Source organism: Leclercia adecarboxylata (assembly GCF_023639785.1).
Classification (GTDB): Bacteria; Pseudomonadota; Gammaproteobacteria; order Enterobacterales; family Enterobacteriaceae; genus Enterobacter; species Enterobacter adecarboxylatus_D.
Genome location: NZ_CP098325.1, coordinates 1,377,561 through 1,401,742, shown reverse-complemented (window position 1 = coordinate 1,401,742; position 24,182 = coordinate 1,377,561). Strand labels below are relative to the sequence as shown.

The following is a 24,182-nucleotide window of genomic DNA, read 5'->3' as shown; positions in this document are numbered from 1 at the left end:
ATGCGGACCTCAATCCCCCTTCTACGCATTCTCAGGCAGGTTTTGACCCTTGGCGCCAGGGTGAGCACATGGCGTTTTCGCGATAGTGACCTATGAATTTAACCCTGAAAGACACGCTCATTACCCGCAGCCGGGCCTTAAGCCCGTGGACGGGATTCTATTTTTTACAGTCGCTGCTCATTAACTTTGCGTTGGGCTACGAATTCAGCCTGCTGTATGCCGTCGCCTTCACCTGTGTCCTGCATCTGCTCTGGCTCTCTGCACCGCGCCTGCAAAAAGGCGTGGTCGGGATCTGCTCGCTGGTGGCGGCGATGTATTTCCCCTTCGGTCAGGCTTACGGCGCGCCAAACTTTAATACCCTGCTGGCGATGCACTCCACCAATATGGAGGAGTCGACGGAGATCCTCACCATCTTCCCGTGGTACAGCTATATCGTCGCCCTGTTTATCTTTGCGCTCGGCGTGATTGCCGTGCGGCGTAAACCGCAGCCTAAAAACGCATGGGGCAAGATCGACAGCCTGTGTCTGGTGTTCAGCGTGGTAGCCTTCTTTGTCGCCCCGGTGCAGAACCTGGCCTGGGGCGGCGTCTTCAAGCTGAAGGATACCGGCTATCCGGTGTTTCGCTTTGTCAAAGATGTGGTGGTTAACAACCAGGAAGTGGTTGAAGAGCAGACCCGGATGGCACAGCTGTCGCAGATGAAGGACACCTGGAACGTGCTGGCGGTGAAGCCGAAATATCACATCTATATGGTGGTGATCGGTGAAAGCGCCCGTCGCGACGCGCTGGGTGCCTTTGGCGGCCACTGGGATAACACCCCGTTTGCCAGCAAGGTTAACGGCACCCTGTTTACCGACTATATCGCCGCCAGCGGTTCAACGCAGAAGTCCCTCGGGCTGACCCTTAACCGGGTCGTGGACAATAAGCCGCAGTATCAGGATAACTTCGTTACCCTGGCGAACCGCGCGGGCTTCCAGAGCTGGTGGTTTTCCAACCAGGGGCAGATTGGCGAGTATGATACGGCCATCGCCAGCATCGCCAAACGCGCGGACGAAGTGCATTTCCTGAAAAGCGGCGATTTTGAGGCGGATAAAAATACCCGGGATGAGGCGTTGCTGAAGATGACCGAACAGGTCTTCAGCAGCCATCGCACCCAGCCGCAGCTGATCGTGCTGCATCTGATGGGTTCCCACCCGCAGGCCTGCGATCGCACCCAGGGGAAATACGCCGAGTTTGTGCAGTCCAAAGAGACCTCGTGCTACCTCTATACCATGACCCAGACGGATGACCTGCTCAGCAAGCTGTATGCTCAGCTGCAAAACACCGGGGAGAGCTTCTCGATGGTCTATTTCTCCGATCACGGGCTGGCATTTAAGGAGCGCGGGAAAGAGGTGCAGTACCTGGCGCACGACGATACCTTCCAGCAGAACTTCCAGGTGCCGTTTATGGTGTTGTCGAGCGATGATAAGGCCCATCGCATCATTAAAGCGCGCCGCTCGGCGAATGATTTCTTAAGCTTCTTCTCGCAGTGGACGGGGATCAGTGCCAAAGAGATTATGAATAAGTACCGCTTCCTGTCGAACGACAAGGCGCCGCCGGTGTATGTGACCAACTTCAAGCTGCAGAAAGTGGATTATAACCATCTGGGGACGGACCTGTTTGAGACGAAGAGTCGGTAAATATTTCCTGTATCCCATTTTCACGCAGCCAGAAGATTGGCACAGTACGCCCCCTCTCCCTTGAGGGAGAGGGCTGGGGTGAGGGGGAGCATGCGGCACCTGAGGTAGTTCCGTTCACTTTACGTTCTGTGTTTCTCTGTAAGCTACGTTACTCGTGAACGTGTTAAGGGGGCTGCCGCCGCCCCCTTAACAATCCCGGCTCCCGGCAAAGAAAATCGCCGCTTCGCGGTTCCCTCAGCTTATTCCTTCAGGCTTTCGGGTCGGGCACCAGCCTGCATCCATGCAGGCTATGCCCTCTCGGCGCGTCCATGCGCCTCGCCCCGGCCTTACGGAAACGCCTCGGCGATTTTCAGCCGGACCAGGGAGTCGCTGCAAGCCTTATACTCTTTTGAATATTTCTGTATCGCTTTCAGGACCACAAAAAAACCCGCCGAAGCGGGTTTTTTTACTGGCTCACCGAAGTGATTAGAAGCGGTAACCTACGCCCGCGATCCAGGTGCCAACGTCAACGTTACGGATGCGGCTCTGCTCATAGGAGACATCCAGCGCAACGTTTTCCATTGGGTTGAACTGCATACCTGCGCCATAGGAGAAGCCGTAGTCGCTGTTGCTTGCAGAGCGGTTGAAGCCCTGGTTTTCAGTCTGCTGGAATTTACCGTAGCCAACACCCACAACACCATAGATGCTTGCCCAGTCGTTCAGACGTAAAGCTGGACCTGCGGTGATGCCGTAGTACTGAGCTTTGTTGTAAGCGCCGTTATCGGAACGGTCTTTCTCAGTGTAAGTGAAGGAACCGATAACGCCCAGTGGCTCGTTATCCTGCTCGTAGCGATATTTCAGGTTGAAACCGTTAGTTTTGTTCATCACGCCCTGCATATCGCTCTGAGCGTAACCGCCAGTCACGGTAGAGGTCGCTGCTACAGCGGAACCTGCGGAAACAGCCAGAACAGCTGCCAGTGCTGAAAGACATGCAATTTTTTTCATAACCACCTCAAATGTGCTTCAAGTAAATCCGTAAGTTTTAAATATATCAAAAAAACTTGTGAAACTCTTTGTGATTCGTGATGTCTAACGCGGCTTTTCATGTAACTAAACATTTCCGCCAGCAGCTATCTTATTCAAAAAAAACCACATTTGTGTTTCATTTGACTAATAGTGCGCGCCAGTCACGATACATTCATCCAGACAATTCCTAATCTGTTACAGAAATAAGCCTGTCGTGTGACCGCCATTTTACGGATTTGCGGCGACTTTTTTTCAACAAAGTCTCAACCGTCCGACGTTATTTCCTTTACACTCCCCCTCTTTACTTCCTTTGACACAAACTGACAGGAGAAAGGATGCCTGGGTTGTCTCGCAGGGCGCCAGTCTGGTTGCCCGTAATCGTCATTCTCATTGCCATGCTCTCCATTCAGAGCGGCGCCTCGCTGGCGAAATCGCTCTTTCCGCTAGTGGGTGCCCCTGGCGTGACGGCGCTGCGTATTGCGCTTGGCACTCTGATCCTGGTGGTGATTTTTAAACCCTGGCGGTTGCGCTTTAAAAAAGAGCAACGCCTGCCCCTGCTGTTTTACGGGCTGTCGCTGGGGGCGATGAACTACCTCTTCTACCTGTCAATTCAGACGGTGCCGCTGGGGATCGCCGTGGCCCTGGAGTTCACCGGCCCGCTGGCGGTGGCCCTGTTTTCCTCGCGCCGGCCGGTGGACTTTATCTGGGTGGTGCTGGCGGTTCTCGGCCTGTGGTTCCTGCTGCCGTTGGGGCAGGACGTTTCGCACGTTGACCTTACCGGCGCGGCGCTGGCGCTGGGAGCGGGTGCCTGCTGGGCTATCTACATTCTGACCGGACAGCGTGCCGGCGAGGAGCATGGCCCGGCTACCGTGGCGCTCGGATCGCTTATCGCCGCCATCGTCTTCGTTCCGCTGGGGATGGCCCAGGCCACTGAATCCATCTGGCAGTGGTCGATTCTGCCGGTGGGGCTGGCGGTGGCGGTGCTCTCTACCGCGCTCCCCTACTCGCTGGAAATGATCGCCCTGACGCGTCTGCCGACGCGCATTTTCGGCACCCTGATGAGTATGGAGCCTGCCCTGGCGGCGATGTCCGGGATGGTGTTCCTTGGCGAATCCCTGACCTTTACCCAGACGCTGGCGCTCTGCTCCATCATTGCCGCCTCGATGGGGTCGACCCTCACCCTGCGCCGGGAGAGTAAAGTCGAAGAGGTGGATATCCGCTAACAGGCGTTATTTCGCCGGGAATCGGTTTCCGGCGAAATATTCCCATTCGCAATAGCCGTCATTATTCTGAAATATCGCTTCTCTCCCCTCCAGGCCGTTAAAAAATAAGATTAATTTACACGCCAATATAGCTATTTCTTTATTTTCAGTAAGTTAAATATCACAACCCATCTTTCACTATTAAACCGATAGGCAGCACCCGGTCGCGCTATCTATAGCCGGTGCTATACTTGATTTCGAAATAACTTTGGACGCCAACATCAAGAGGAAATGAGATTATGCCTACCGCTAAACTGGTAAAAACAAAAGCACCTAATCTGCTGTATACCCGTAACGATGTGTCAGACAGCGATAAGAAAGCGACGATTGAGCTGCTGAATCGCCAGGTGATCCAGTTCATTGACCTGTCCCTGATTACTAAACAGGCTCACTGGAATATGCGCGGTGCCAACTTTATTGCTGTGCATGAGATGCTGGATGGCTTCCGCACCGCACTGACCACTCACCTGGATACCATGGCAGAGCGTGCCGTACAGCTGGGTGGCGTGGCGCTGGGTACCACCCAGGTTATTAACAGCAAAACACCCCTGAAGAGCTACCCGCTGGATATCCACAGCGTTCAGGATCACCTGAAAGAGCTGGCGGACCGTTATGCCGTCGTCGCTAACGATGTGCGTAAAGCCATCGGTGAGGCGAAAGACGAAGATACCGCCGATATCCTGACCGCGGCTTCCCGCGACCTGGATCAGTTCCTGTGGTTCATCGAATCTAACATCGAGTAATCCATAGCATTTTGCTATCACACCCTCGCCTTCGGCGGGGGTTTTGCACTTTCATGGTGCAGACTTTTTGCCTCCCACCCGGCAAACGTAAAGCGTTTGTAATAATCACCTCACACAATCGTTAACGAAAGATTGTTTTCCCGTCAATATTTGCGCTAAATAGCATAACCGTCAGTGATGGCTTCCCGCTGCACCAAAACCGTGCTTCGTTATGGTGCAATGTGCTGCCGTTGCGACCATTTTTGTGCAATGAAATCCGAACTGGCCTTGCAAAAACAATACCTTGTAAAGTTGGCACGTTTTTTTCATAGAGCCGTTCGTTCTCGCAGGGGATCGCCCCGTGGATATAAAAGGAAATGCTATGAAGTCTGTATTAAAAGTTTCACTGGCTGCACTTACCCTGGCTTTTGCGGTCTCTTCTCAGGCTGCTGATAAGAAACTGATTGTTGCCACCGACACCGCCTTCGTACCGTTCGAATTTAAACAGGGCGACCAGTACGTTGGTTTTGACGTGGATCTGTGGGCGGCTATCGCTAAAGAGCTGAAGCTGGATTACACCCTGAAGCCGATGGACTTCAGCGGTATCGTTCCGGCACTGCAGACCAAAAACGTTGACCTGGCGCTGGCCGGTATCACCATTACTGACGCACGTAAAAAAGCCATCGACTTCTCTGACGGCTACTACAAAAGCGGTCTGCTGGTGATGGTAAAAGCGGACAACAACGACGTGAAAAGCGCGAAAGATCTCGACGGAAAAGTGCTGGCAGTGAAGAGCGGCACCGGTTCTGTTGATTACGCCAAAGCAAACATCAAAACCAAAGACCTGCGCCAGTTCCCGAACATCGACAACGCGTACATGGAATTGGGCACCAACCGCGCTGACGCGGTTCTGCACGATACGCCAAACATCCTTTACTTCATCAAAACCGCAGGTAACGGCAAGTTCAAAGCGGTGGGTGAGTCTCTGGAAGCACAGGAATACGGTATCGCCTTCCCGAAAGGCAGCGACGAGCTGCGTACTAAAGTGAACGGCGCGCTGAAAACCCTGAAAGAGAACGGCACCTACAACGAAATCTATAAAAAATGGTTCGGTACTGAGCCTAAATAAAACAGCCTGTTAAGCAGGAACTGTACCGCCCGGTGGCGCTTGCGTTTGCCGGGCATACAATTTGAGTCATCCTCATGACTCATTTTTTGTTTTCACCACGGTATACAGGAATACATCATGCAGTTTGACTGGAGCGCCATCTGGCCTGCCATTCCTCTCTTGCTTGAAGGCGCCAAAATGACCCTGTGGATTTCGGTCCTCGGTCTGATTGGCGGGTTGATTATCGGCCTCGTCGCCGGTTTCGCCCGCACCTACGGCGGCTGGATAGCCAATCACGTAGCACTGGTCTTCATCGAAGTTATCCGCGGCACGCCAATTGTGGTGCAGGTGATGTTTATCTACTTCGCCCTGCCGATGGCCTTTACCGACCTGCGCATCGATCCGTTCAGCGCGGCGGTGGTCACCATCATGATCAACTCCGGCGCCTATATCGCCGAGATCACCCGCGGTGCGGTGTTGTCGATTCACAAAGGCTTCAGCGAGGCCGGTCTGGCGCTGGGTCTTTCCCGTCGCGAAACCATCCGCCACGTGATCCTGCCTCTGGCGCTGCGCCGCATGCTGCCACCGCTGGGTAACCAGTGGATCATCAGCATTAAAGACACCTCGCTGTTCATCGTTATCGGCGTGGCTGAACTGACCCGTCAGGGCCAGGAGATCATTGCCGGTAACTTCCGCGCGCTGGAGATCTGGAGCGCCGTGGCCGTGGTCTATCTGATTATTACGCTGGCGCTGAGCTTCGTGCTGCGTCGTCTTGAAAGAAGGATGAAAATCCTGTGATTGAATTTAAAAACGTCTCCAAGCACTTCGGTCAGACCCAGGTGCTGCACAACATCGACCTGACTATCCAGACCGGAGAAGTGGTGGTAATTATCGGGCCGTCCGGTTCCGGTAAATCCACCCTGCTGCGCTGCATCAACAAGCTGGAAGAGATAACCAGCGGCGATCTGATTGTTGATGGCCTTAAGGTTAACGATCCGAAAGTGGACGAGCGCCTGATCCGCCAGGAAGCGGGCATGGTGTTCCAGCAGTTTTACCTTTTCCCGCACCTGACGGCGCTGGAAAACGTGATGTTTGGCCCTCTGCGCGTGCGCGGTGCCAACAAAGCGGCAGCCGAGCAGCTTGCAAAAGAGCTGCTGGCGAAAGTCGGTCTGGCGGAGCGCGGTCATCATTATCCGTCTGAGCTCTCCGGTGGGCAGCAGCAGCGCGTGGCGATTGCCCGTGCGCTGGCGGTTAAGCCGAAAATGATGCTGTTCGATGAGCCAACCTCGGCCCTCGACCCGGAGCTGCGCCACGAAGTGCTGAAGGTGATGCAGGACCTGGCAGAAGAAGGCATGACGATGGTGATCGTGACCCACGAAATCGGCTTTGCCGAAAAAGTGGCCTCGCGCCTGATCTTTATCGACAAAGGCCGTATTGCCGAAGATGGCAATCCGCAGACGTTGATTGAGAACCCGCCGAGCCAGCGTTTGCAGGAATTCCTCCAGCACGTTTCGTAATTTTACGCCGGGCGGCGCAGACGCTTGCCCGGCCTACGTTTCCCCCGGAATCTTCTCAAAAGCCCCCCACCTCCACGCGCCTTCTATACTTATCACTTTGCACATTTTTGTCACCGGAGGACACCGTGCCCTGGATCCTGCTGCTTTTGATAAGCCTGTTTTGCCTGCCTGCCCAGGCCGTCAGCCTGCCGGGCGTGCCTGCCGCGACCGCAGAAACACCCCCACCTGCAGAGCCGGACGTTGAGCAGAAAAAGGCGGCTTACTCTGCCCTGGCCGATGTGCTGGAAAACGACGCCTCGCGCAAGGAGCTGATAAGCCAGCTGCGCAGCGTGGCCGCCACTCCGCCTCAGGAGCCGGTGCCCAAAATCACCCCGCCGGAGATTGCCGACGAGAAAACGGTGCTGGAGAACGTCACCGATATCAGCCGCCATTACGGCGATGCTCTGGCCACGCGCTTCGCCCAGCTCTACCGCAACCTGATTGGCTCCCCGCATAAGCCCTTTAACCCGCAAACTTTTACCGCCGCCGCGGAGCAGTTTCTGATCCTGGCCGGATTGGTCTTTGCGTTTTACTGGCTGCTGAGGCTGTGCGCCTGGCCGCTGTACCGCAAGATGGGCAGCTGGGGGCGTAAAAAGAACCGGGAATCCAGCAGCTGGATTCACCTCCCCCTGTCCATCGCCGTCGCTTTTATTATCGACCTGCTGCTGCTGGCGTTGACCCTCTCTGTCGGCCAGATCCTGAGCGAGCATCTCAATACCGGCAACCCCACCATTGCGTTCCAGCAGGCGCTGTTTCTCAATGCCTTCGCGCTGATTGAGTTCTTTAAAGCGATTCTGCGCCTGATATTTTGCCCCCGGGTGCCCGACCTGCGTCCCTTCGGCATTAACGACCGCGCCGCGCATTACTGGTCGCTGCGCCTCAGCATCCTGAGCGGCATCATCGGCTACGGCCTGCTGGTGGCGGTGCCGATTATCTCTAATCAGGTCAACGTGCAGATTGGTGCCCTGGCAAACGTGCTGATTATGCTCTGTATCACCGTCTGGGCGCTGTATCTGATCTTTCACAACAAGCGCGCCATTACCGAGGGGTTACTCCACCTTGCCGACCGTTCCCTCGCTTTCTTCAGCCTGTTTATTCGCGCCTTCGCCCTGGTGTGGCACTGGCTGGCGAGCGCCTATTTTATCGTGCTCTGTTTCTTCTCCCTGTTCGATCCGGGCAACAGCCTGAAATTTATGATGGGGGCGACCTTCCGCAGCCTGGCGATCGTCGGCGTTGCCGCCTTCGTTTCGGGGCTGCTCTCGCGCTGGCTGGCGAAAACCATCACCCTGTCGCCGCACGTGCAGCGCAGTTATCCCGAACTGCAAAAGCGGCTCAACGGTTGGATCGGCGTGTCGCTCAAGGTGGCGCGGATCCTGACGGTCTGCGTCGCCATCATGCTGCTGCTCAGCGCCTGGGGACTGTTCGACTTCTGGAACTGGCTGCACAACGGCGCCGGTGAGAAGACGGTGGATATTCTGATCCGCATTGCGCTGATCCTCTTCTTCTCCGCCATCGGCTGGACCCTCCTGGCGAGCCTGATTGAGAACCGGCTGTCATCGGATATCCATGGCCGCCCGTTGCCGAGCGCCCGCGCCCGTACCCTGCTGACGCTGTTTCGCAACGCGCTGGCGGTGATCATCAGCACCATTACCATCATGATTGTGCTGTCAGAAATTGGCGTCAATATCGCCCCGCTGCTGGCGGGTGCCGGGGCCCTGGGGCTGGCGATCTCCTTTGGCTCCCAGACGCTGGTCAAAGACATCATTACCGGGATCTTTATTCAGTTTGAAAACGGGATGAATACCGGAGATCTGGTGACCATCGGGCCGCTGACCGGCACGGTAGAGCGGATGTCGATTCGTTCCGTAGGGGTGCGGCAGGATACCGGGGCGTACCACATTATTCCGTGGTCTTCGATCACCACCTTCGCCAACTTCGTGCGCGGCATCGGGTCGGTGGTGGCTAACTACGACGTGGACAGGCATGAAGATGCGGAGAAAGCGAAAGACGCGCTGAAAGCAGCGGTGGATGAGCTGCTGGAAAGGGAAGATATTCGCGGGCTGATTATCGGTGACCCGTCATTCGCCGGGATTGTCGGCCTGACCAGCACCGCCTTTACCCTGCGCGTGTCGTTCACCACCCAGCCGCTGAAGCAGTGGACGGTGCGCTTCGCCCTCGACAGCATGGTGAAAAAGCACTTCGATCTGGCGAACGTGCGGATGCCGGTGCAGATGTATCAGCTGCTGCCGCCGCCGGGATCGGCCCCACCTACCCCGCAGGAACCTACCCTGTAGATCTCGCCAGGCACCGCACCTGACTGTCCCCTCTCCCCTGTGGGGAGAGGGTTAAGCACTTAACGCTGGCGGCGTCTGGCGTTGTCCATAAAGGTCCAGGCGATAAAGCGGCTCTGCTTCTGACCCTGGGCCATCTCTTTTTTCACCACTTTTACCGCCCCGACGTCGGTCAGGGCGCGGTAGAGCGGCGGCAGGTTCTCGCTGCGGGAGACCAGGGTAGTAAACCACTTCACCTGACGGGCAAACTGGGCGCTCTCGGCAATCATCTTCGTGATAAACGCCACTTCGCCCCCTTCGCACCACAGCTCCTGCTGCTGGCCGCCGAAGTTCAGCGCGCCGTCGGCCGCCTGGCCGAGGTTGCGGCGCTTACGCTCGCTGCCTGCCCGGGCGGTTTCCGCTGAATCATGGAACGGCGGGTTGCAGAGCGTGGCGTCATACTGTTCGTTTTTATGGATAACGCCCGCGAAGATCGCCGAGGCCTCTTTCTGACGACGCAGACGAATGGCGCGGCTCATGCCGGGGTTACCGTTAATGATGGCGGTGGCGTTGGCGAAGGCCTGGGTGTCCACTTCGCTGCCGGTAAAGCGCCAGCCGTATTCATGCACGCCGATAAGGGGGTAAATCAGATTCGAGCCGGTGCCGATATCGAGGATAGTCGCCTGCGCGGGCACCTCACCGTTATTGCCTTCCGCCAGCAGATCGGCGAGATGGTGAATATAGTCGGCACGCCCCGGAACCGGCGGGCAGAGATAGCCGTCCGGAATATCCCACTGGGCCACACCGTAGAAATGCATCAGCAGCGCTTTATTCAGCGTCTTTACCGCCTGCGGGTCGGCGAAATTTACCGTTGGCTCGCCTGCTGGCGTCTGGGTGATAAATTCGCGCAGCGCCGGACAGCTTTCGCACAAGGCATTCATGTCGTAACGGCTACGGTGGCGGTTGCGTGGGTGCAACCCCGGCTTCTCGGGTGTCATGGCGTTCTCCTGTAAACAGCGGCGTAAGATACCCGTTGCGGGCGCAACGGTAAATATTTCTCTGCGCGCCAGAATAAAACGCCAAAAATCAGTCACCTGTATGTATTTGATTTGTCATGGAATTGTCAAAATATGTCGTTCAAAAAATAAGCAGATCATCATCAATTTTTTGCACTAAATCACACTCTGACCCGTTCTACACTTAGTGTGCATCACCCGTTGTCAATCAGAGGATGTGATTATGAAAAAATATCTGGTAATGCTGGCTGCCGCTTCACTGGCAGGTGCGTCGTTTGCTGCATGGTCGATCGAATCACTCAGCAACGGCGTTACCAGTCAGCTGAGGCCTGCCGGAACGGTGCAGGTCTCGGGCGCAAGAAACCTCGACGATTTGGAAGATAAACTGGCTGAAAAAGCACGTGAACAAGGTGCCAAAGGCTATATCGTTAACTCTGCCAGCGGCGACACCAATATGTTTGGTACTGCCACCATCTACAAATAGTTCCCCTCTCTGCACTGCATACTGCATCCTCCGGGGTGCAGTTCATTTTTTGCCCGACCTCCACTTTGTGAAGATTTTTAGCAGCCAATGTAAATTTACGTATTTCATTTTGTTGGCGAGAGTGATAAAAAGTCACGCCAAATGATAATGTTTATCACAATTATTATCATTTGTAGGTTCATTACGGATATTCACGTGGCACAGGAACAGGCTCAGACCTGCCTGAAACGTAATGGAAACTCAATACTAAAAATTATAAGTCGCTAAACAATATGGATAAAAATCGCAACGTTCCGAACAGCTTCAACTCGCTGACCTTTTTTGCGGGTCTGTGTATCGGTCTTACCCCCGTGGCTACTGCTGTCGCGGCGGAGAATAACGACAAGAAGAGTGACGACACCCTGATCGTCGAAGCGGCACAGCCTTCACTGTATGCTCCGCAGAAGTCCGCCGACGCAAAATTCAGCCGTCCGGTGGCCGATACCACCCGCACCATGACCGTGATCTCAGAGCAGGTGCTGAAGGACCAGGGCACGACCAACCTGACCGACGCCCTGAAAAACGTCCCCGGGGTCGGCGCGTTCTTCGCCGGTGAAAACGGTAACTCCACCACCGGCGATGCGGTGTACATGCGCGGCGTGGATACCTCGAACAGCATTTACGTTGACGGTATTCGCGATATCAGCAGCACCACTCGCGACACCTTCAACACCGAACAGGTGGAAGTGATCAAAGGGCCATCCGGGAGCGATTACGGACGCAGCGCCCCGAGCGGCTCGATCAACATGATCAGCAAACAGCCGCGTCTGGATTCGGGCATTGATGCCTCCGCCAGCATCGGCAGCGCCTGGATGCGCCGCGGCACGGTCGACATTAACCAGGTGATGGGTGATACCTCGGCGTTTCGTCTGAACCTGATGGGTGAAAAGACCCATGATGAAGGCCGCGATAACGTTAAAAACGAACGTTACGGCGTGGCCCCTTCCCTCGCCTTTGGTCTGGGAACGGAAAACCGTCTCTATCTGAACTACCTGCACGTGACCCAGCACAATACCCCGGACGGCGGGATCCCGACTATCGGGCTGCCGGGCTACTCCGCACCGTCGGCGGGCACCGCGGCGCTGAATCACTCCGGCAAGGTGGACACCAGCAACTTCTACGGCACCGATTCCGATTACGACGACTCCACCTCCGACACTGCCACGATGCGCTTTGAACACGACTTCAATGACAACACCACCGTGCGTAACACCACGCGCTGGTCGCGGGTGAAGCAGGATTATCTGATGACCGCCGTAATGGGTGGCGCCAGCAACATCACCCAGCCTGACCGCAATAACGTGGATACCTGGACCTGGTCGCGTCTCGCCAACACCAAAGATGTCAGCAACAAGATCCTGACTAACCAGACCAACCTGACGACCAAATTCTTCACAGGCAGCGTCGGCCACGATATCAGCACCGGGGTGGAGTTCACCCGTGAAACCCAGACCAACTACGGCGTGGATGCCATCACCCCGCCGCCGGTCAATATCTATCACCCGAACAGCAACGTTGATATTGGCGGCCTGAACAATAACGGCGCCAATGCCAATGGCCGGACCGACACCTTCGGGATTTACGCCTTTGATACGCTGCAGATCACCCGTGATATCGAGCTGAACGGCGGCATTCGTCTCGATACGTACCACACCGAATATGACAGCGCCAGCGTCTGCGGCGGCACCGGTCGTGGGGCAGTCGCCTGCCCGGCCGGAACCCCGAAAGGTTCCCCGGTCACCACCGTGGATACCGCCACCTCGGGCAACCTGGTGAACTGGAAAGCCGGGGCGCTTTATCATCTGACCGGGCACGGCAACATCTATGTGAACTATGCCATCTCCCAGCAGCCGCCGGGCGGCAACAACTTCGCCCTGGCGCAGGGTGGCACCGGCAGCAGCGCCAACCGCACCGACTTTAAACCGCAGAAGGCCAAAACCAGCGAGCTGGGCACCAAGTGGGAAGTGCTGGATAAACGTCTCCTGCTGACCGCGGCGGTGTTCCGCACTGACATCGAAAACGAAGTCGAGCAGAACGATGACGGCACCTACTCGCAGTACGGTAAAAAACGCGTCGAGGGTTATGAACTGTCCGTCGCGGGTAACATCACGCCGGCCTGGCAGGTGATCGGCGGGTATACCCAGCAGCGCGCCAGCGTGCGCACCGGCAACAACGTGGCGCAGGATGGCACCTCTTCCCTTCCCTATACCCCGGAACACGCCTTCACCCTGTGGAGCCAGTACCAGGCAACGGACGATATCTCCGTTGGCGCGGGTGCCCGCTATATTGGCAGCATGCACCGTGGCTCTGACGGCGCGGTGGGTACCCCGTCGTTTACAGAAGGTTACTGGGTGGCCGATGCCAAACTGGGCTATCGCGTCAACCGCAACCTCGATATGCAGCTCAACGTCTACAACCTGTTTGATGAGGACTATGTCGCCTCCATCAACAAGAGCGGCTACCGCTACCATCCGGGCGAACCGCGTACCTTTATGTTAACGGCGAACATGCACTTCTGATAACAGGTGGGGGAGCTTTGCTCCCCCACGCTTCGGTGCTCTTCTGATTCGGAGAACTTTTATGATGTATCACATTCCAGGCGTGCTGAATGCCGATGAGGTGGCGCAGTTTCGCGCTCAGCTGGAGCAGGCGCCGTGGATTGACGGGCGCGCCACGGTGGGGAACCAGGGCGCACAGGTGAAAAACAACCAGCAGGTCGACACCCAAAGCCCGCTGTACACCACCTTGCAGGCCAGGGTGTTGCAGGCGGTGAATCAGCACCCGCTCTTTTTTGCAGCCGCCCTGCCGCGCCAGATCTCCAGCCCGCTGTTTAACCGCTACCAGCAGCAGGAGACCTACGGCTTTCACGTTGACGGCGCCGTGCGCAGCCACCCGCAAAGCGGCTGGATGCGGACCGATCTCTCCGCCACCCTCTTTTTAAGCGATCCCGACAGTTACGAGGGGGGCGAGCTGGTGGTGAACGACACCTACGGGCAGCACAGCGTGAAGCTCCCGGCGGGGGATCTGGTGCTCTATCCCTCCAGCAGCCTGCACTGCGTGACGCCGGTGACTGCGGGAGTACGGGTGGCCTCCTTTATGTGGATCCAGTCGATGATCCGCGACGATAAAAAGCGCGGCATGCTGTTCGACCTGGATCGCAATATCCAGACTCTGCGCGCCCGACACGGCGAAAGTGATGAGGTGCTCTCCCTGCTGAATCTCTATCACAACCTGCTGCGCGAATGGTCTGAAATCTAGTCACCTGCCTTGATTGTTCGTTTTTTGACCCCATATTTACTGTACAGCGCAATATCTGTCAGGAGGGGTTTATGGCTTCCGGTTGGGCGAATGATGACGCCGTTAATGAACAGATCAACAGTACCATTGAAGATGCCGTAGCCCGGGCGCGGGGCGAAATCCCGCGGGGCGAAAGCCTGAAATTCTGCGAAGAGTGTGAGGAGCCGATCCCCGAAGCGCGCCGTAAGGCCGTGCCCGGCGTGCGGCTGTGCATCGCCTGCCAGCAGGAGAAAGATTCACATAATGCATCACATGCAGGATATAATCGCAGGGGATCTAAAGACAGCCAGCTGCGATGACTGGGCTGGCGGCTGCAAAGCCGCGCAAGCGTTTACTTTTTTGAGCACGCTTTTTAGCCCCTGGTTTGTCGAAATGTGCCCTCATCGTCTCGTCTGTAAAGCGCAACGGCAAGAAACGTAAATCCATTCATTGAATTTATTAATATTCAATAACTTATTTGTCATTCAAATTTTTCGAATAATGACGTCAATTCTCTTCGATTTTATCTCTCGCAAAAAAGCGTGATACTTATCACATCGACGGAACAACGTCCCCTTAACAGAATAACCTGCGAGAAATTAACCATGAAAACCATCAAATATGCTGTTGCTGCTGTTGCCCTGACCACCCTCTCCTTCGGTGCTTTCGCGGCGGAATCTGTCACTGCGGCCCAGGCAAACGGCATGAACAAAATCGGTGTGGTAAGTGCTGAAGGCGCGACCACGCTGGACGGTCTGGAAGCTCGTCTGGCTGCCAAAGCAGAAGCGGCTGGCGCGACCGGTTACACCATTACCTCCGCCAACACCAACAACAAACTGAGCGGCACCGCGGTTATCTACAAATAACCTGACCCTTATCTCTGCCCTGCTCGCCGGTTCGCTGGCGGGCTGATCCAACCCTCATTGACCCTTTGTTGTTTTTTGGCCCGTCCATCGCTGGACGGGCTTTTTTTCGTTAAAAACTCTGGTTAACCCGCGCCAGCCCGGCATCCACCGTCTCCACCTGGCCGGTCGCCAGCAGGCAACAGGCCATCTGCAGCTTCAGGGAGTGCGGCACCGCTTCGCGCCCGGCAAGGCAGCTCTCAATCCAGCGCGCCGTGGTTTCGGCATCTTTCGCCTGCGGCAAAGACAGATTAGTGTTCTCGTCGCCACGCTCCAGCACCACCCGGGTACCTGCCGCATCAATCAGCGTTTGCTGCGGACAGCGCTGCGGGTTGGCATACACTTCCCCTTCCGTGCCGTGCATCAGCAGCCCGCGGCCACCGATGTCGGCAAAAAAGGTCGCCACGCGGGTGACATATTCCGGGTGCGAAACGCTGGAAAGGCGCAACGCGGCATCTTCGGCAAACGGCGTCGCCAGCTTCGCCAGGGTGTGGGCGCTGTTACGCACCCCCATGCGCCAGCGCATCGCCAGCTGTTTTTCCAGCGGCGGGCACAGGGTGCTCACCGGAATATAGACCGGGTGATGCCCGTCCAGCTTCGCCTGTGCCTGGCCGCCGTGACGGGTCGGCTCAATGCCCAGCAGGGTAAAGATGGTTTCGCTCAGCACGCGGGTCGGATCTTCACTCACGCCGTGAACCACCACCGGGAAGCCGAGCTTGTGCAGCAGGATCGCCAGCAGCGGAGTCAGGTTGGCCTGCTTGCGCGCGCCGTTATAGCTGGGGATCACCACCGGCATCGGCTTCGCGACGGGGGGCGTCAGGCGCAGGGTTTGCGCCTGCATCGCCTCATAAAAGCCGCGCATTTCGGCTTCGCCTTCGCCTTTAATGCGCAGCGCAATCAAAATGCCGCCCATTTCCAGCTCCGGCACGTCGCCGTTCAACATTTGGGTATAAAGGGCCCGGGCGGTCTCCTGATCCAGGTCGCGGGCGTGATTTTTCCCTCGCCCAACCTCTTTGATAATTTTGCGATAATCCACGACAACTCTCCTTGCGACATCTTGTTAACACTATAGCGTCGATAAGGTGACGGCGGACAGACATTTCTCTTATCGGTTTCGCGCCAGCCGCCCCGCCAGAATCAACCCATCTCTTTGTAATCAAAGAAAAAATAATAATTCAATCATTAATCAAATTACTATTGACCCGGCCTATAGTTAATCGCCCGCCATATATTACGTAAATTAGCCCCCGATAACGTATCGCCCCTTTATTTATCCATTAATCACAACGGATGTTATTAACACCGGCATTTATTCAGGAATTGTTATGCGTAAAATCGTTACCGGCACGTTTATTGCCACTGCGTTATGTTGTTCTGTCTCTGCCTGGGCTGCAAACAGCGGCGAGGGGCAAATTAACTTCTCCGGCGAAATCATTGATACCGCGTGTCAGGTGGTCAACGGCGTCAGCAGCCCGCTGGATGTTTCACTGGGCAAAGTGTCGCAAACGGCCTTCACCGGCTCAGGCTCTACGACCTCTGTCACCCGTTTCGATATTCAACTGAAAGACTGCCCGGAAACCATCACCAGCGCCGCCATCACCTTTGGCGGCTCTGCTGACAGCTCCAATGCCAACGTACTGGCCGTGACGCCGGGTACGGGCGCGGCAACCGGTGTTGGCGTCCAGCTGCTGGATAAAACCGAAAGCCCACTGAGCTTATACAGCCCATCCACCAGCTATACGCTGCAGTCGGGCACCACCACCAACGATCTGGTATTTGGCGCACGCTATATCCAGACCGGCAGCACCATCACCGCTGGCCCGGCGAATGCCGTCTCCACCTTTACCGTTATGTACAACTAATCCACCCGCGCCTGGTCATGCGGCCAGGCGCCGTGCTGTTTACTTCAGAGTCCCCTCATGCGTAAATCTGTTTTGATCGCCTCCCTGTTGTTAATGACTTCCGCCGCTCACGCCGGGGTCATTATCGAAGGAACCCGTTTAATTTATCAGGGAGATAAAAAAGAAGCGTCGCTGGGCATTTCCAACCCCGATAACCTCGACTACCTGGTGCAATCCTGGGTAGAGAGCCAGGATCATACCCGGGAAAAAGCGCCGTTTCTGATCACCCCGCCGCTGTTCCGTCTGGATGGCCGCCAGGACAATGTCCTGCGCGTGGTGCACACCGGCGGCAATCTGCCGGGCGATCGCGAATCGCTCTACTGGCTGAATATCAAATCGATTCCCTCTACCGCGCATCACGAGAACACCAACACCCTGCAAATCGCCATCAAAACGCGCATCAAGCTGATCTACCGCCCGGCGGGGATATCCGGTAAACCAGAAGAGGTTGCGGATAAACTGCGCTGGCACAAAGAGGGCAACAGTCTGGTGGTGAGCAACCCGACGCCGTTTTATATGAACTTCCAGCAGATCACCGTTGGCGGTAAAGACATCGACGACATCAGCTGGGTTGCGCCCGACAGCGACGCGCATTTCGCCGTGCCGGGTGGGATCAACGGCACCCGCGTCAGCTGGAAAATCATTAACGATTATGGTGCGGTGAGCCGCGCCTGGTCTGCCAGCCTGCAGTAACCGCCGGAACCGCCATGCCCTGGGACTATACAACCAAAGCGCCACGTAACTACGCCCGCGGCCTGCGTATTGCGCTGGGCTGCGTGGCGCTGGCCTTCGGGGTGCAGCAGGTGCTGGCGGAGGATTACTTTAACCCGGCGATGCTCGACATCGACGCCCCCGATCAGGGTAAACCCGACCTCTCGCTGTACGAGTCTGGCCCGGGTATCGCGCCGGGGGACTATCAGGTGGATGTCTATGTCAATAACAACAAGGTTGCCAATAAAAACATCGCCTTTAAGCTGCAAAAGTCGGCCAAAAATGAGGACATCCTCCAGCCCTGTCTGTCCGTAGACTCCCTCAAAAGCCTGGGTATCCAGAGCGATAAATTCAGCGCCCCCAAAGGTGATGACTGTGTCGATCTCTCTGGGTTACCTGACGCCAGCGCCACTTTCCGCCCCGGCCACCAGCAGCTGCTGCTGAGCATTCCGCAGGCGGCCATCATCCCGGTTCCTCATGGGTATGTGCCACCGGAAGAGATGGACAATGGGATTAACGCGTTTCTGCTGAACTACAGCTACTCCGCCGGGGATACGCACAGCCGGGGTGATGGCGGGGGCCATCAGCGTAACGAATACCTGAACCTGCGCCCGGGGGTGAATCTGGGGGCCTGGCGGCTGCGCAACTACTCCACCTGGAGCCAGACCCGGGACGATGACTCGACGCAGCGGGATTTCTCGTCGGTGTACAGCTATGCGCAGCGCAACATCCTGTCGCTGGGCAGCGTCGTGACCCTTGGGCAAAGCTCCACCCCCTCAGACGTGTTCGACAGCCTGTCGTTCACCGGGGCGCAGATTGCGTCGGATGACGACATGTTACCGGACAGCATGAAAGGCTTTGCGCCGCGCGTTCGCGGCGTGGCGCACAGCAATGCGCAGGTGGTGGTTCGCCAGAACGGATACGTGATCTATCAGAACTATGTCGCCCCCGGCGCCTTTGAGATTAACGATCTCTACCCCACCGGGGGCAGCGGGGATCTGAACGTTACGGTGAAAGAGACCGACGGCAGCGAGCAGCACTTTATCGTGCCTTACGCCTCGGTGCCGGTGTTGCAGCGTGAAGGACGGTTCAAATACAGCCTGACCGGCGGGCGCTATCGCAGCTATGACGACAGCGTGGAGAAAACGCCGTTCCTGCAGGGCACCGGGATCTACGGCCTGCCGCACGATATCACCCTCTATGGCGGCATCCAGACCAGCCAGTATTACGATGCCCTGGCGCTCGGCTCCGGAAAAAACATCGGCGACCTTGGCGCATTTTCGGTGGATGTGACCGCAGCGAAATCGCGCCTGCAGGGCGAAAAAACTACCCATGGCCGCGCCTGGCGGGTGCGCTACAGCAAAGACGTTGTCACCACCGGCACCCACTTATCGCTGGCCGGTTATCGCTACAGCAGCGACGGGTTTGCCACGATGTCGGATGTCATGAACTCCCACACCCGGGATGATGACTGGACGCCTCCCGACGGGCGGCGCAGTCGTCAGGAGGCCACCCTCGATCAGTCCCTGGGCGGGTCGCTGGGCTCGCTGACGCTGAGTCTGGTGAAAGAAAACTACTGGCACAGCGACCAGGGCATGACCTCCCTCACCCTGGGTTACAACGGCAGCTGGCACGGCATCAGCTATGGCCTTAATTACGGCCTGAGCAAGAATACCCAGGACAACGAGGACGACGACGAGCGGCAAAACGAACAGACTATCGGCCTGAACGTCTCGGTGCCGCTGGATCGCTGGCTGAAAAATACCTGGGTGAATTACACCCTGAACAGCAGCAAACATGACACCACCCAGAGCGTCGGCCTGAACGGCACCGCGCTTGCCCATAACAACCTTAGCTGGGGCGTGCAGCAGGGCCACAGCCAGTCCAGCGGTTACAGCAGCAACCTGACCACCGACTATAAAGCCACCTACGGCGAGATGACGGCGGGGTATTCCCAGGATAACCAGCAGCACCAGCTCAATGTCGGCGTGCAGGGCAGCGTGATAGCCCATGCGCACGGCGTCACCTTCGGCCAGCCCATGGGCGATACCGTCGCGCTGGTGGAGGCTCCGGGGGCCAGCGGAACCGGGGTCGACAACGAGACCGGGGTCAACACCGACTATCGCGGCTACGCCATCGTGCCTTACGTCACGCCCTACCATCACAATACCGTCACGCTGGATACTGAAAGCCTGCCCACAGGGGCGGACGTCAGTCAGGCAACGAAAGTGGTGACCCCCACCCGGGGCGCGGTGGTGCGTGCCAGCTTTGATACCCGCGTTGGCAGCCGGGTGCTGCTGACCCTTACCCGGCCCGATGGGCGTCCGGTGCCGTTTGGCGCCACCGCCGCCCAGGCGCATGACAGCGGTGAGTTTATTGTCGGCGACGGCGGGCAGGTCTACCTGACCGGGATGCACAACCGCGGCACGGTTAACGTCAGCTGGGGCAAAGGCGCCAGCGCCCACTGCTCTGCCCATTATCAGTTGCCGTCCCATACCCGCGATCCGGTGGTAAATGCCACCGCACAATGTGTCTGAATGACGGCGAGGAGAGAAGATGAAACCACTGCGTTATAGCGGTGTGCTGGCCCTGTTCATCGCGCTGTGGCTGTTTATGCCACAGGCGAAAGCGGCCTGTACCACAGCAGATCTGCCCTGGAACGCTACGCCGGGCACGCTGACGGTGCCTGACACCCTGGCCGTCGGCAATGCGATCCCCGGCTCTGCCCGCTCGCACAGGGTGAAAGGCACCTGCGACGCTGCCGACAGCGGGAAACCTATCACCGCCTGCCATCTGGGTGAAGGGGAAGAGGTGCCGGGCATGCCGGGGGTGTACCGTACCGGCGTGGAGGGGATTGGCATCGAACTGCTGAATAGCGCCGGGCAGCCGGTGCGCGGCCGCGCCGCCCACTGCGACAGCAGAAGTACGCCCCTGGGCTACGTCAGCAATGACGGCTCCGGCAGCTTTGATGTGCCCCTGATCCTGCAACTGGTCAAAACGGCGAACACCGCCAGCCAGCAGACGATGACAATACGCAACGGTATCTGGTCTCTGGGGATCTATCCCGATGAACAGCTGGGCCATCTGAATGCCGTGCGCTATGGCGGCAATCTGGCGCTTAAGGCGACAACCTGCTCGGTGGATCAATCCAGCCTGCTCGTTACCCTGGGCGACTTCCCGGTGAGTCAGTTCACCCATGTGGGGAGTTCCACCGGCTGGAAAACCTTCAGTCTGAACGCCACCTGTAACGACACGGTAACGATGACCGCCCAAATCACCAGCCCCAATGGGGCAACGAACATTGGCATGGGTGACGATGCGCTGAACCTGGTTCCCGGCAGCGACAGCGCCACCGGGGTGGGTGTTAGAATGGAGGTGGGCGGCGTGGCATTGCGCTACAACTATCCGATCCCGTTCGGGGATCAGACCACGCCCAATCAGCCATTCAGCCTGCCTTTCCTGGTGCAGTATTACCAGTTCAGCGATCAAGTCACAGCCGGCAAAGCCAACGTCGTCGCCACCATCGACATCGAATACCGTTGAAGAGGACTCCGATGAAATACGTCGCCCTGTTAATGCTGCTCGCCAGCGTCCCTGCCCTCGCCACCGATGTGTCGCTCAGTATTGAGGGTAATATTTACGACACTGCCTGCCAGCTGGACAGCGCCAGCCAGAACAAAATGATCGATCTGGGTCAGGCCGTCAGCAGCGATTTTAAGAGCGTGGGCGACGTCGGGGTGTGGAAAAAATTTGATATCACCCTGTCGAATTGCCCGACAAGCCTGGCCATGGCGACCATCCAGGTGGAAGGCCAGCGCGACAAAATTCACCCGTTCAAATTTGCCAATACCGGTACGGCAAAAGGACTGGCCCTGGAGCTGGCGGATCGCACCGACTCCATCATCCTGGCCCCGGAAGCGCGCTTTAATGCGGTGATCGACCCCGTAACCCATACCGCAGATTTCCCGATGGCGGCGCGCTACTACGTGTCGCAAACCCCCGTCAGCGCGGGGCAGTTTACCAGCGTGGTGCAGATTACCTTCACTTACCATTAGGACCGCGCCTCTTAGCATGGATGCTTTTCTTGCGCCCGGCGGCCAGTTTAGCCGGGCTTTTTTTCACTTCGGGAACCTCCGGCTGTTCGATGGGGAAAACCGGCAGCGCGTTCAACAGCCGTTTACCGTAATTTTTGGTCAGCAGACGTTTGTCGTAGATCACCACTTCGCCCCAGCAGCTGTGGCTGCGGATAAGGCGCCCGACCTGCTGGATCAGGTTGAATGATGCCGCGGGCAGGCTCTGCACTTCAAACGGGAAGCGGTTGAGGCTTTTCAGCCACTCGCCCTCGGTGAGCACCACCGGGCTGTCGATTGGCGGAAAAGCGATCTTGTGGATATGCACCTGAGTCAGGAAATCCCCCTTCAGATCCAGCCCTTCGGCAAAGGACTGGAGCCCCACCAGCACGCTGCGCTCCCCGGCCTCAATGCGTTTACGGTGTAGCTCCACCAGCCGGTAGCGGGGCTGATCCCCCTGCACCAGCAGGAGCAGGCGCAGGTCGGTGACGAAGGTTAAAAACAGATTCATCGCCCGGGCGCTGGCGAACAGCACCAGCATGCCGGGATATTTTTTGCTCTCGAGCTGTTCGCGAAAGTAGGCGGCCATTTCGGCCAGGTGCTGCTCCTCGTTGTCGATCAGCGGCTCATACTGCATCCGGGGGATCACCAGCTTGCCCTGCTCGCAGTGGTTGAACGGGGAATCAAGCGCCACAAAGCGATCGCCCGCTTTCTCTTTCAGGCCGCTCATCTCCTGCAGTCGCGAGAAGCTGTTCAGCGAACGCAGCGTGGCGGAGGTGACCACCACATGCGGGACGCTGCGCCAGAGCAGCTTCTCCAGCTGATCGCTGACGCGGATCCCGGCGCAGTGGAAGAAGAGGTGCACCTGCCCCTCCCTCACTTCCCGCGTTACCCACTTGGTGACCGGCGCGCCGGACGCCTGGGCCATGGACGCCAGCCGCCACAGCTTACTCTGCCCTTCAAACATGCCCAGGGCGCGGTTCATCTGCAGCAGCACCCGGTGGACCCGCACCACGTCATGCGTGCCGGTTTTCTCGCTGAGATCGTTCAAAAACAGCTCCGCCAGCCCACGCAGTTTTTCGATAAGCTGCGCCAGCTCGCGGCAGAGCGACATGATCTCATCCGGCAGCTCGCCCATCTCAAAGCGGTGCTCCGCCTCCTGACCGGAAGGAAGATAGAGATTAAGAATGTTATTCAGCGAGGCGATGTGGGTGTAAATGGTTTCGCAGTGCTCGCTCAGCCGCTCCGGGATCGCCAGCGGCGGAATGGTCTTCGGGCGGAACTGATCCATGCAGGTGGCCACCAGCTTGCAGAACAGATCCAGCTGCAGGCGGAACCAGGGCGCGGTGATTTCGGCGCTCATCTCCAGCGCATCGCGGGCGACGTCCGGCAGGTGATGGCCTTCATCCAGCACCAGCAGCAGGTTTTTCGGGTCCGGGAGTACGGCTTCACTCTCCATCGCCGCCATCACCAAGGCGTGGTTGGCGACCACCACTTCCGCTTCCTGGATCTCGCGGCGGGCAACAAAGAACGGGCATTCACGATAGTAGTGGCAGTTGCGGTTCAGACAGCTGGCCTTGTCGGTGCTGAGCCGGCGCCACAGATCGTCGCTGATAGCCTGATCGGTATGATCGCGAAGGCCATCCCATTTATAGCCGTCGAGATCGGCCTTCAGCCGGGCGCACTGCTCCTGCTCGGCCTTGTTGTTCGGGGTCAGTTCGTCATCAAGAAATGCCAGCAGATCCTGCTGGGTGGGTTCGGTGCTGGCGAGGGCGGCGAGGTTGCGCGGGCAGACGTAGCGCCCGCGCCCGAAGGCAGCGGTAAAGCGCAGCTCGGGGATAATCTTGCGCAGCAGGGGCAGGTCTTTGCTGTAGATCTGGTCCTGCAGGGCGACGTTAGCGGTGCTCACCACCAGCGTCTTTTGTTCCTCCCGGGCGATGGCGATGCCGGGGATCAGGTAGGAGAGGGTTTTACCCACCCCGGTCGGGGCTTCAATTGCCAGATGTCGACCCTCGTCACCGGCCAGCGTTTTTGCCACATCGGCAATCATCTGCCGTTGCGGTGCGCGGGGAATGAAGTCGGGGATCTGCTGTTGCAGCGCCTTATACCAGGCGGCAATTTGCGCTTTCAGCGCGGCGGTTAAAGCCATGATGAACCTGAAATACTGTATAAACAGCCACTATT

At 57.5% G+C, this 24,182-nt stretch carries 21 protein-coding genes; 17 read left to right on the top strand and 4 right to left on the bottom strand.

The genetic code is table 11. The features are described 5' to 3' along the window. Nucleotides 1-92: 92 nt before the first annotated feature. Nucleotides 93-1,676, top strand: a complete 1,584-nt coding sequence (locus tag NB069_RS06575; protein ID WP_250588623.1) for a phosphoethanolamine transferase — start codon at nt 93-95, stop codon at nt 1,674-1,676. A 465-nt stretch (nt 1,677-2,141) separates the two neighbouring features. Here the strand turns inward: NB069_RS06575 and ompX are convergent, their stop codons facing one another. Continuing rightward, the gene (ompX, locus tag NB069_RS06570; protein WP_250588622.1) at nt 2,142-2,660 is read right to left on the bottom strand and encodes an outer membrane protein OmpX; all 519 of its coding nucleotides are present in this window, start codon (nt 2,658-2,660) and stop codon (nt 2,142-2,144) included. A gap of 356 nt (nt 2,661-3,016) precedes the next feature. Between ompX and rhtA the strand changes: the two genes are divergently transcribed. The 6 genes from rhtA (at nt 3,017) to ybiO (ending at nt 9,623) form a co-directional block, all read left to right on the top strand. Further along, nucleotides 3,017-3,904 carry a threonine/homoserine exporter RhtA gene (gene rhtA, locus NB069_RS06565; RefSeq protein ID WP_250588621.1) on the top strand — a complete coding sequence of 296 codons (888 nt, stop codon included), beginning with the start codon at nt 3,017-3,019 and terminating at the stop codon, nt 3,902-3,904. 278 nt (nt 3,905-4,182) lie between these two features. Beyond that, nucleotides 4,183-4,686, top strand: coding sequence for a DNA starvation/stationary phase protection protein Dps (dps, locus tag NB069_RS06560; protein ID WP_250588620.1), 504 nt, complete (start codon nt 4,183-4,185; stop codon nt 4,684-4,686). A gap of 361 nt (nt 4,687-5,047) precedes the next feature. Further along, entirely contained in the window at nt 5,048-5,794 is a 747-nt protein-coding gene (gene glnH, locus NB069_RS06555; RefSeq protein WP_250588619.1) for a glutamine ABC transporter substrate-binding protein GlnH, read from the top strand. A 117-nt stretch (nt 5,795-5,911) separates the two neighbouring features. Continuing rightward, on the top strand, nt 5,912-6,571 hold the full coding sequence (gene glnP, locus NB069_RS06550; RefSeq protein WP_250588618.1) for a glutamine ABC transporter permease GlnP: 660 nt from the start codon (nt 5,912-5,914) through the stop codon (nt 6,569-6,571). Beyond that, entirely contained in the window at nt 6,568-7,290 is a 723-nt protein-coding gene (glnQ, locus tag NB069_RS06545; protein WP_250588617.1) for a glutamine ABC transporter ATP-binding protein GlnQ, read from the top strand. Before glnP ends, glnQ begins: the two co-directional genes overlap by 4 nt. A gap of 125 nt (nt 7,291-7,415) precedes the next feature. Next, nucleotides 7,416-9,623, top strand: coding sequence for a mechanosensitive channel protein (gene ybiO / locus NB069_RS06540; protein ID WP_250588616.1), 2,208 nt, complete (start codon nt 7,416-7,418; stop codon nt 9,621-9,623). A 59-nt stretch (nt 9,624-9,682) separates the two neighbouring features. Here ybiO and rlmF read toward each other — a convergent pair whose 3' ends face one another. Then, a complete protein-coding gene (gene rlmF, locus NB069_RS06535; protein ID WP_250588615.1) occupies nt 9,683-10,597 on the bottom strand; it encodes a 23S rRNA (adenine(1618)-N(6))-methyltransferase RlmF in 915 nt (304 codons plus the stop codon). 241 nt (nt 10,598-10,838) lie between these two features. Here rlmF and mcbA point away from each other — a divergent pair, with 241 nt between their 5' ends. From mcbA to ybiJ, 5 genes are all read left to right on the top strand, one after another. Next, a complete protein-coding gene (mcbA, locus tag NB069_RS06530; RefSeq protein WP_250588614.1) occupies nt 10,839-11,099 on the top strand; it encodes a DUF1471 family periplasmic protein McbA in 261 nt (86 codons plus the stop codon). 272 nt (nt 11,100-11,371) lie between these two features. Then, nucleotides 11,372-13,657 carry a catecholate siderophore receptor Fiu gene (locus tag NB069_RS06525; RefSeq protein ID WP_250588613.1) on the top strand — a complete coding sequence of 762 codons (2,286 nt, stop codon included), beginning with the start codon at nt 11,372-11,374 and terminating at the stop codon, nt 13,655-13,657. 61 nt (nt 13,658-13,718) lie between these two features. Further along, nucleotides 13,719-14,396: a PKHD-type hydroxylase YbiX gene (gene ybiX / locus NB069_RS06520; protein ID WP_250588612.1), complete on the top strand. Its 678-nt coding sequence runs from the start codon at nt 13,719-13,721 to the stop codon at nt 14,394-14,396. 71 nt (nt 14,397-14,467) lie between these two features. Further along, complete coding sequence (locus NB069_RS06515; RefSeq protein WP_039029401.1) at nt 14,468-14,734, top strand: DksA/TraR family C4-type zinc finger protein; 267 nt, start codon at nt 14,468-14,470, stop codon at nt 14,732-14,734. 285 nt (nt 14,735-15,019) lie between these two features. Further along, nucleotides 15,020-15,280, top strand: a complete 261-nt coding sequence (gene ybiJ, locus NB069_RS06510) for a DUF1471 family protein YbiJ (protein WP_250588611.1) — start codon at nt 15,020-15,022, stop codon at nt 15,278-15,280. 109 nt (nt 15,281-15,389) lie between these two features. Here ybiJ and ybiB read toward each other — a convergent pair whose 3' ends face one another. After that, nucleotides 15,390-16,352, bottom strand: a complete 963-nt coding sequence (gene ybiB / locus NB069_RS06505; protein WP_250588610.1) for a DNA-binding protein YbiB — start codon at nt 16,350-16,352, stop codon at nt 15,390-15,392. Nucleotides 16,353-16,641: 289 nt separating this feature from the next. Here ybiB and NB069_RS06500 point away from each other — a divergent pair, with 289 nt between their 5' ends. Genes NB069_RS06500 through NB069_RS06480 form a run of 5 tightly spaced genes read left to right on the top strand, consistent with a single transcriptional unit; the run spans nt 16,642 to nt 21,983 of the window. Further along, complete coding sequence (locus NB069_RS06500; protein WP_250588609.1) at nt 16,642-17,178, top strand: fimbrial protein; 537 nt, start codon at nt 16,642-16,644, stop codon at nt 17,176-17,178. Between the two features lie 57 nt (nt 17,179-17,235). Beyond that, the gene (locus tag NB069_RS06495; protein ID WP_250588608.1) at nt 17,236-17,910 is read left to right on the top strand and encodes a fimbrial biogenesis chaperone; all 675 of its coding nucleotides are present in this window, start codon (nt 17,236-17,238) and stop codon (nt 17,908-17,910) included. Nucleotides 17,911-17,924: 14 nt separating this feature from the next. Further along, the gene (locus NB069_RS06490) at nt 17,925-20,465 is read left to right on the top strand and encodes a fimbria/pilus outer membrane usher protein (RefSeq protein ID WP_250588607.1); all 2,541 of its coding nucleotides are present in this window, start codon (nt 17,925-17,927) and stop codon (nt 20,463-20,465) included. A 19-nt stretch (nt 20,466-20,484) separates the two neighbouring features. Next, on the top strand, nt 20,485-21,471 hold the full coding sequence (locus tag NB069_RS06485; protein WP_250588606.1) for a fimbrial protein: 987 nt from the start codon (nt 20,485-20,487) through the stop codon (nt 21,469-21,471). A gap of 11 nt (nt 21,472-21,482) precedes the next feature. Then, entirely contained in the window at nt 21,483-21,983 is a 501-nt protein-coding gene (locus NB069_RS06480; RefSeq protein WP_250588605.1) for a fimbrial protein, read from the top strand. Here the strand turns inward: NB069_RS06480 and dinG are convergent. Next, nucleotides 21,970-24,147 (bottom strand): ATP-dependent DNA helicase DinG, encoded by a 2,178-nt coding sequence (gene dinG / locus NB069_RS06475; protein ID WP_250588604.1) that lies wholly within the window; start codon nt 24,145-24,147, stop codon nt 21,970-21,972. The two genes, NB069_RS06480 and dinG, sit on opposite strands and share 14 nt — an antisense overlap. Nucleotides 24,148-24,182: the final 35 nt, after the last annotated feature.

Coding starts and splice junctions, on each gene's coding strand:
- NB069_RS06575 (WP_250588623.1), top strand. CDS start 93: ATGAATTTAACCCTGAAAGACACGCTCATTACCCGCAGCCGGGCCTTA.
- ompX (WP_250588622.1), bottom strand. CDS start 2,660: ATGAAAAAAATTGCATGTCTTTCAGCACTGGCAGCTGTTCTGGCTGTT.
- rhtA (WP_250588621.1), top strand. CDS start 3,017: ATGCCTGGGTTGTCTCGCAGGGCGCCAGTCTGGTTGCCCGTAATCGTC.
- dps (WP_250588620.1), top strand. CDS start 4,183: ATGCCTACCGCTAAACTGGTAAAAACAAAAGCACCTAATCTGCTGTAT.
- glnH (WP_250588619.1), top strand. CDS start 5,048: ATGAAGTCTGTATTAAAAGTTTCACTGGCTGCACTTACCCTGGCTTTT.
- glnP (WP_250588618.1), top strand. CDS start 5,912: ATGCAGTTTGACTGGAGCGCCATCTGGCCTGCCATTCCTCTCTTGCTT.
- rlmF (WP_250588615.1), bottom strand. CDS start 10,597: ATGACACCCGAGAAGCCGGGGTTGCACCCACGCAACCGCCACCGTAGC.
- mcbA (WP_250588614.1), top strand. CDS start 10,839: ATGAAAAAATATCTGGTAATGCTGGCTGCCGCTTCACTGGCAGGTGCG.
- NB069_RS06525 (WP_250588613.1), top strand. CDS start 11,372: ATGGATAAAAATCGCAACGTTCCGAACAGCTTCAACTCGCTGACCTTT.
- ybiX (WP_250588612.1), top strand. CDS start 13,719: ATGATGTATCACATTCCAGGCGTGCTGAATGCCGATGAGGTGGCGCAG.
- NB069_RS06515 (WP_039029401.1), top strand. CDS start 14,468: ATGGCTTCCGGTTGGGCGAATGATGACGCCGTTAATGAACAGATCAAC.
- ybiJ (WP_250588611.1), top strand. CDS start 15,020: ATGAAAACCATCAAATATGCTGTTGCTGCTGTTGCCCTGACCACCCTC.
- NB069_RS06500 (WP_250588609.1), top strand. CDS start 16,642: ATGCGTAAAATCGTTACCGGCACGTTTATTGCCACTGCGTTATGTTGT.
- NB069_RS06495 (WP_250588608.1), top strand. CDS start 17,236: ATGCGTAAATCTGTTTTGATCGCCTCCCTGTTGTTAATGACTTCCGCC.
- NB069_RS06490 (WP_250588607.1), top strand. CDS start 17,925: ATGCCCTGGGACTATACAACCAAAGCGCCACGTAACTACGCCCGCGGC.
- NB069_RS06485 (WP_250588606.1), top strand. CDS start 20,485: ATGAAACCACTGCGTTATAGCGGTGTGCTGGCCCTGTTCATCGCGCTG.
- NB069_RS06480 (WP_250588605.1), top strand. CDS start 21,483: ATGAAATACGTCGCCCTGTTAATGCTGCTCGCCAGCGTCCCTGCCCTC.
- dinG (WP_250588604.1), bottom strand. CDS start 24,147: ATGGCTTTAACCGCCGCGCTGAAAGCGCAAATTGCCGCCTGGTATAAG.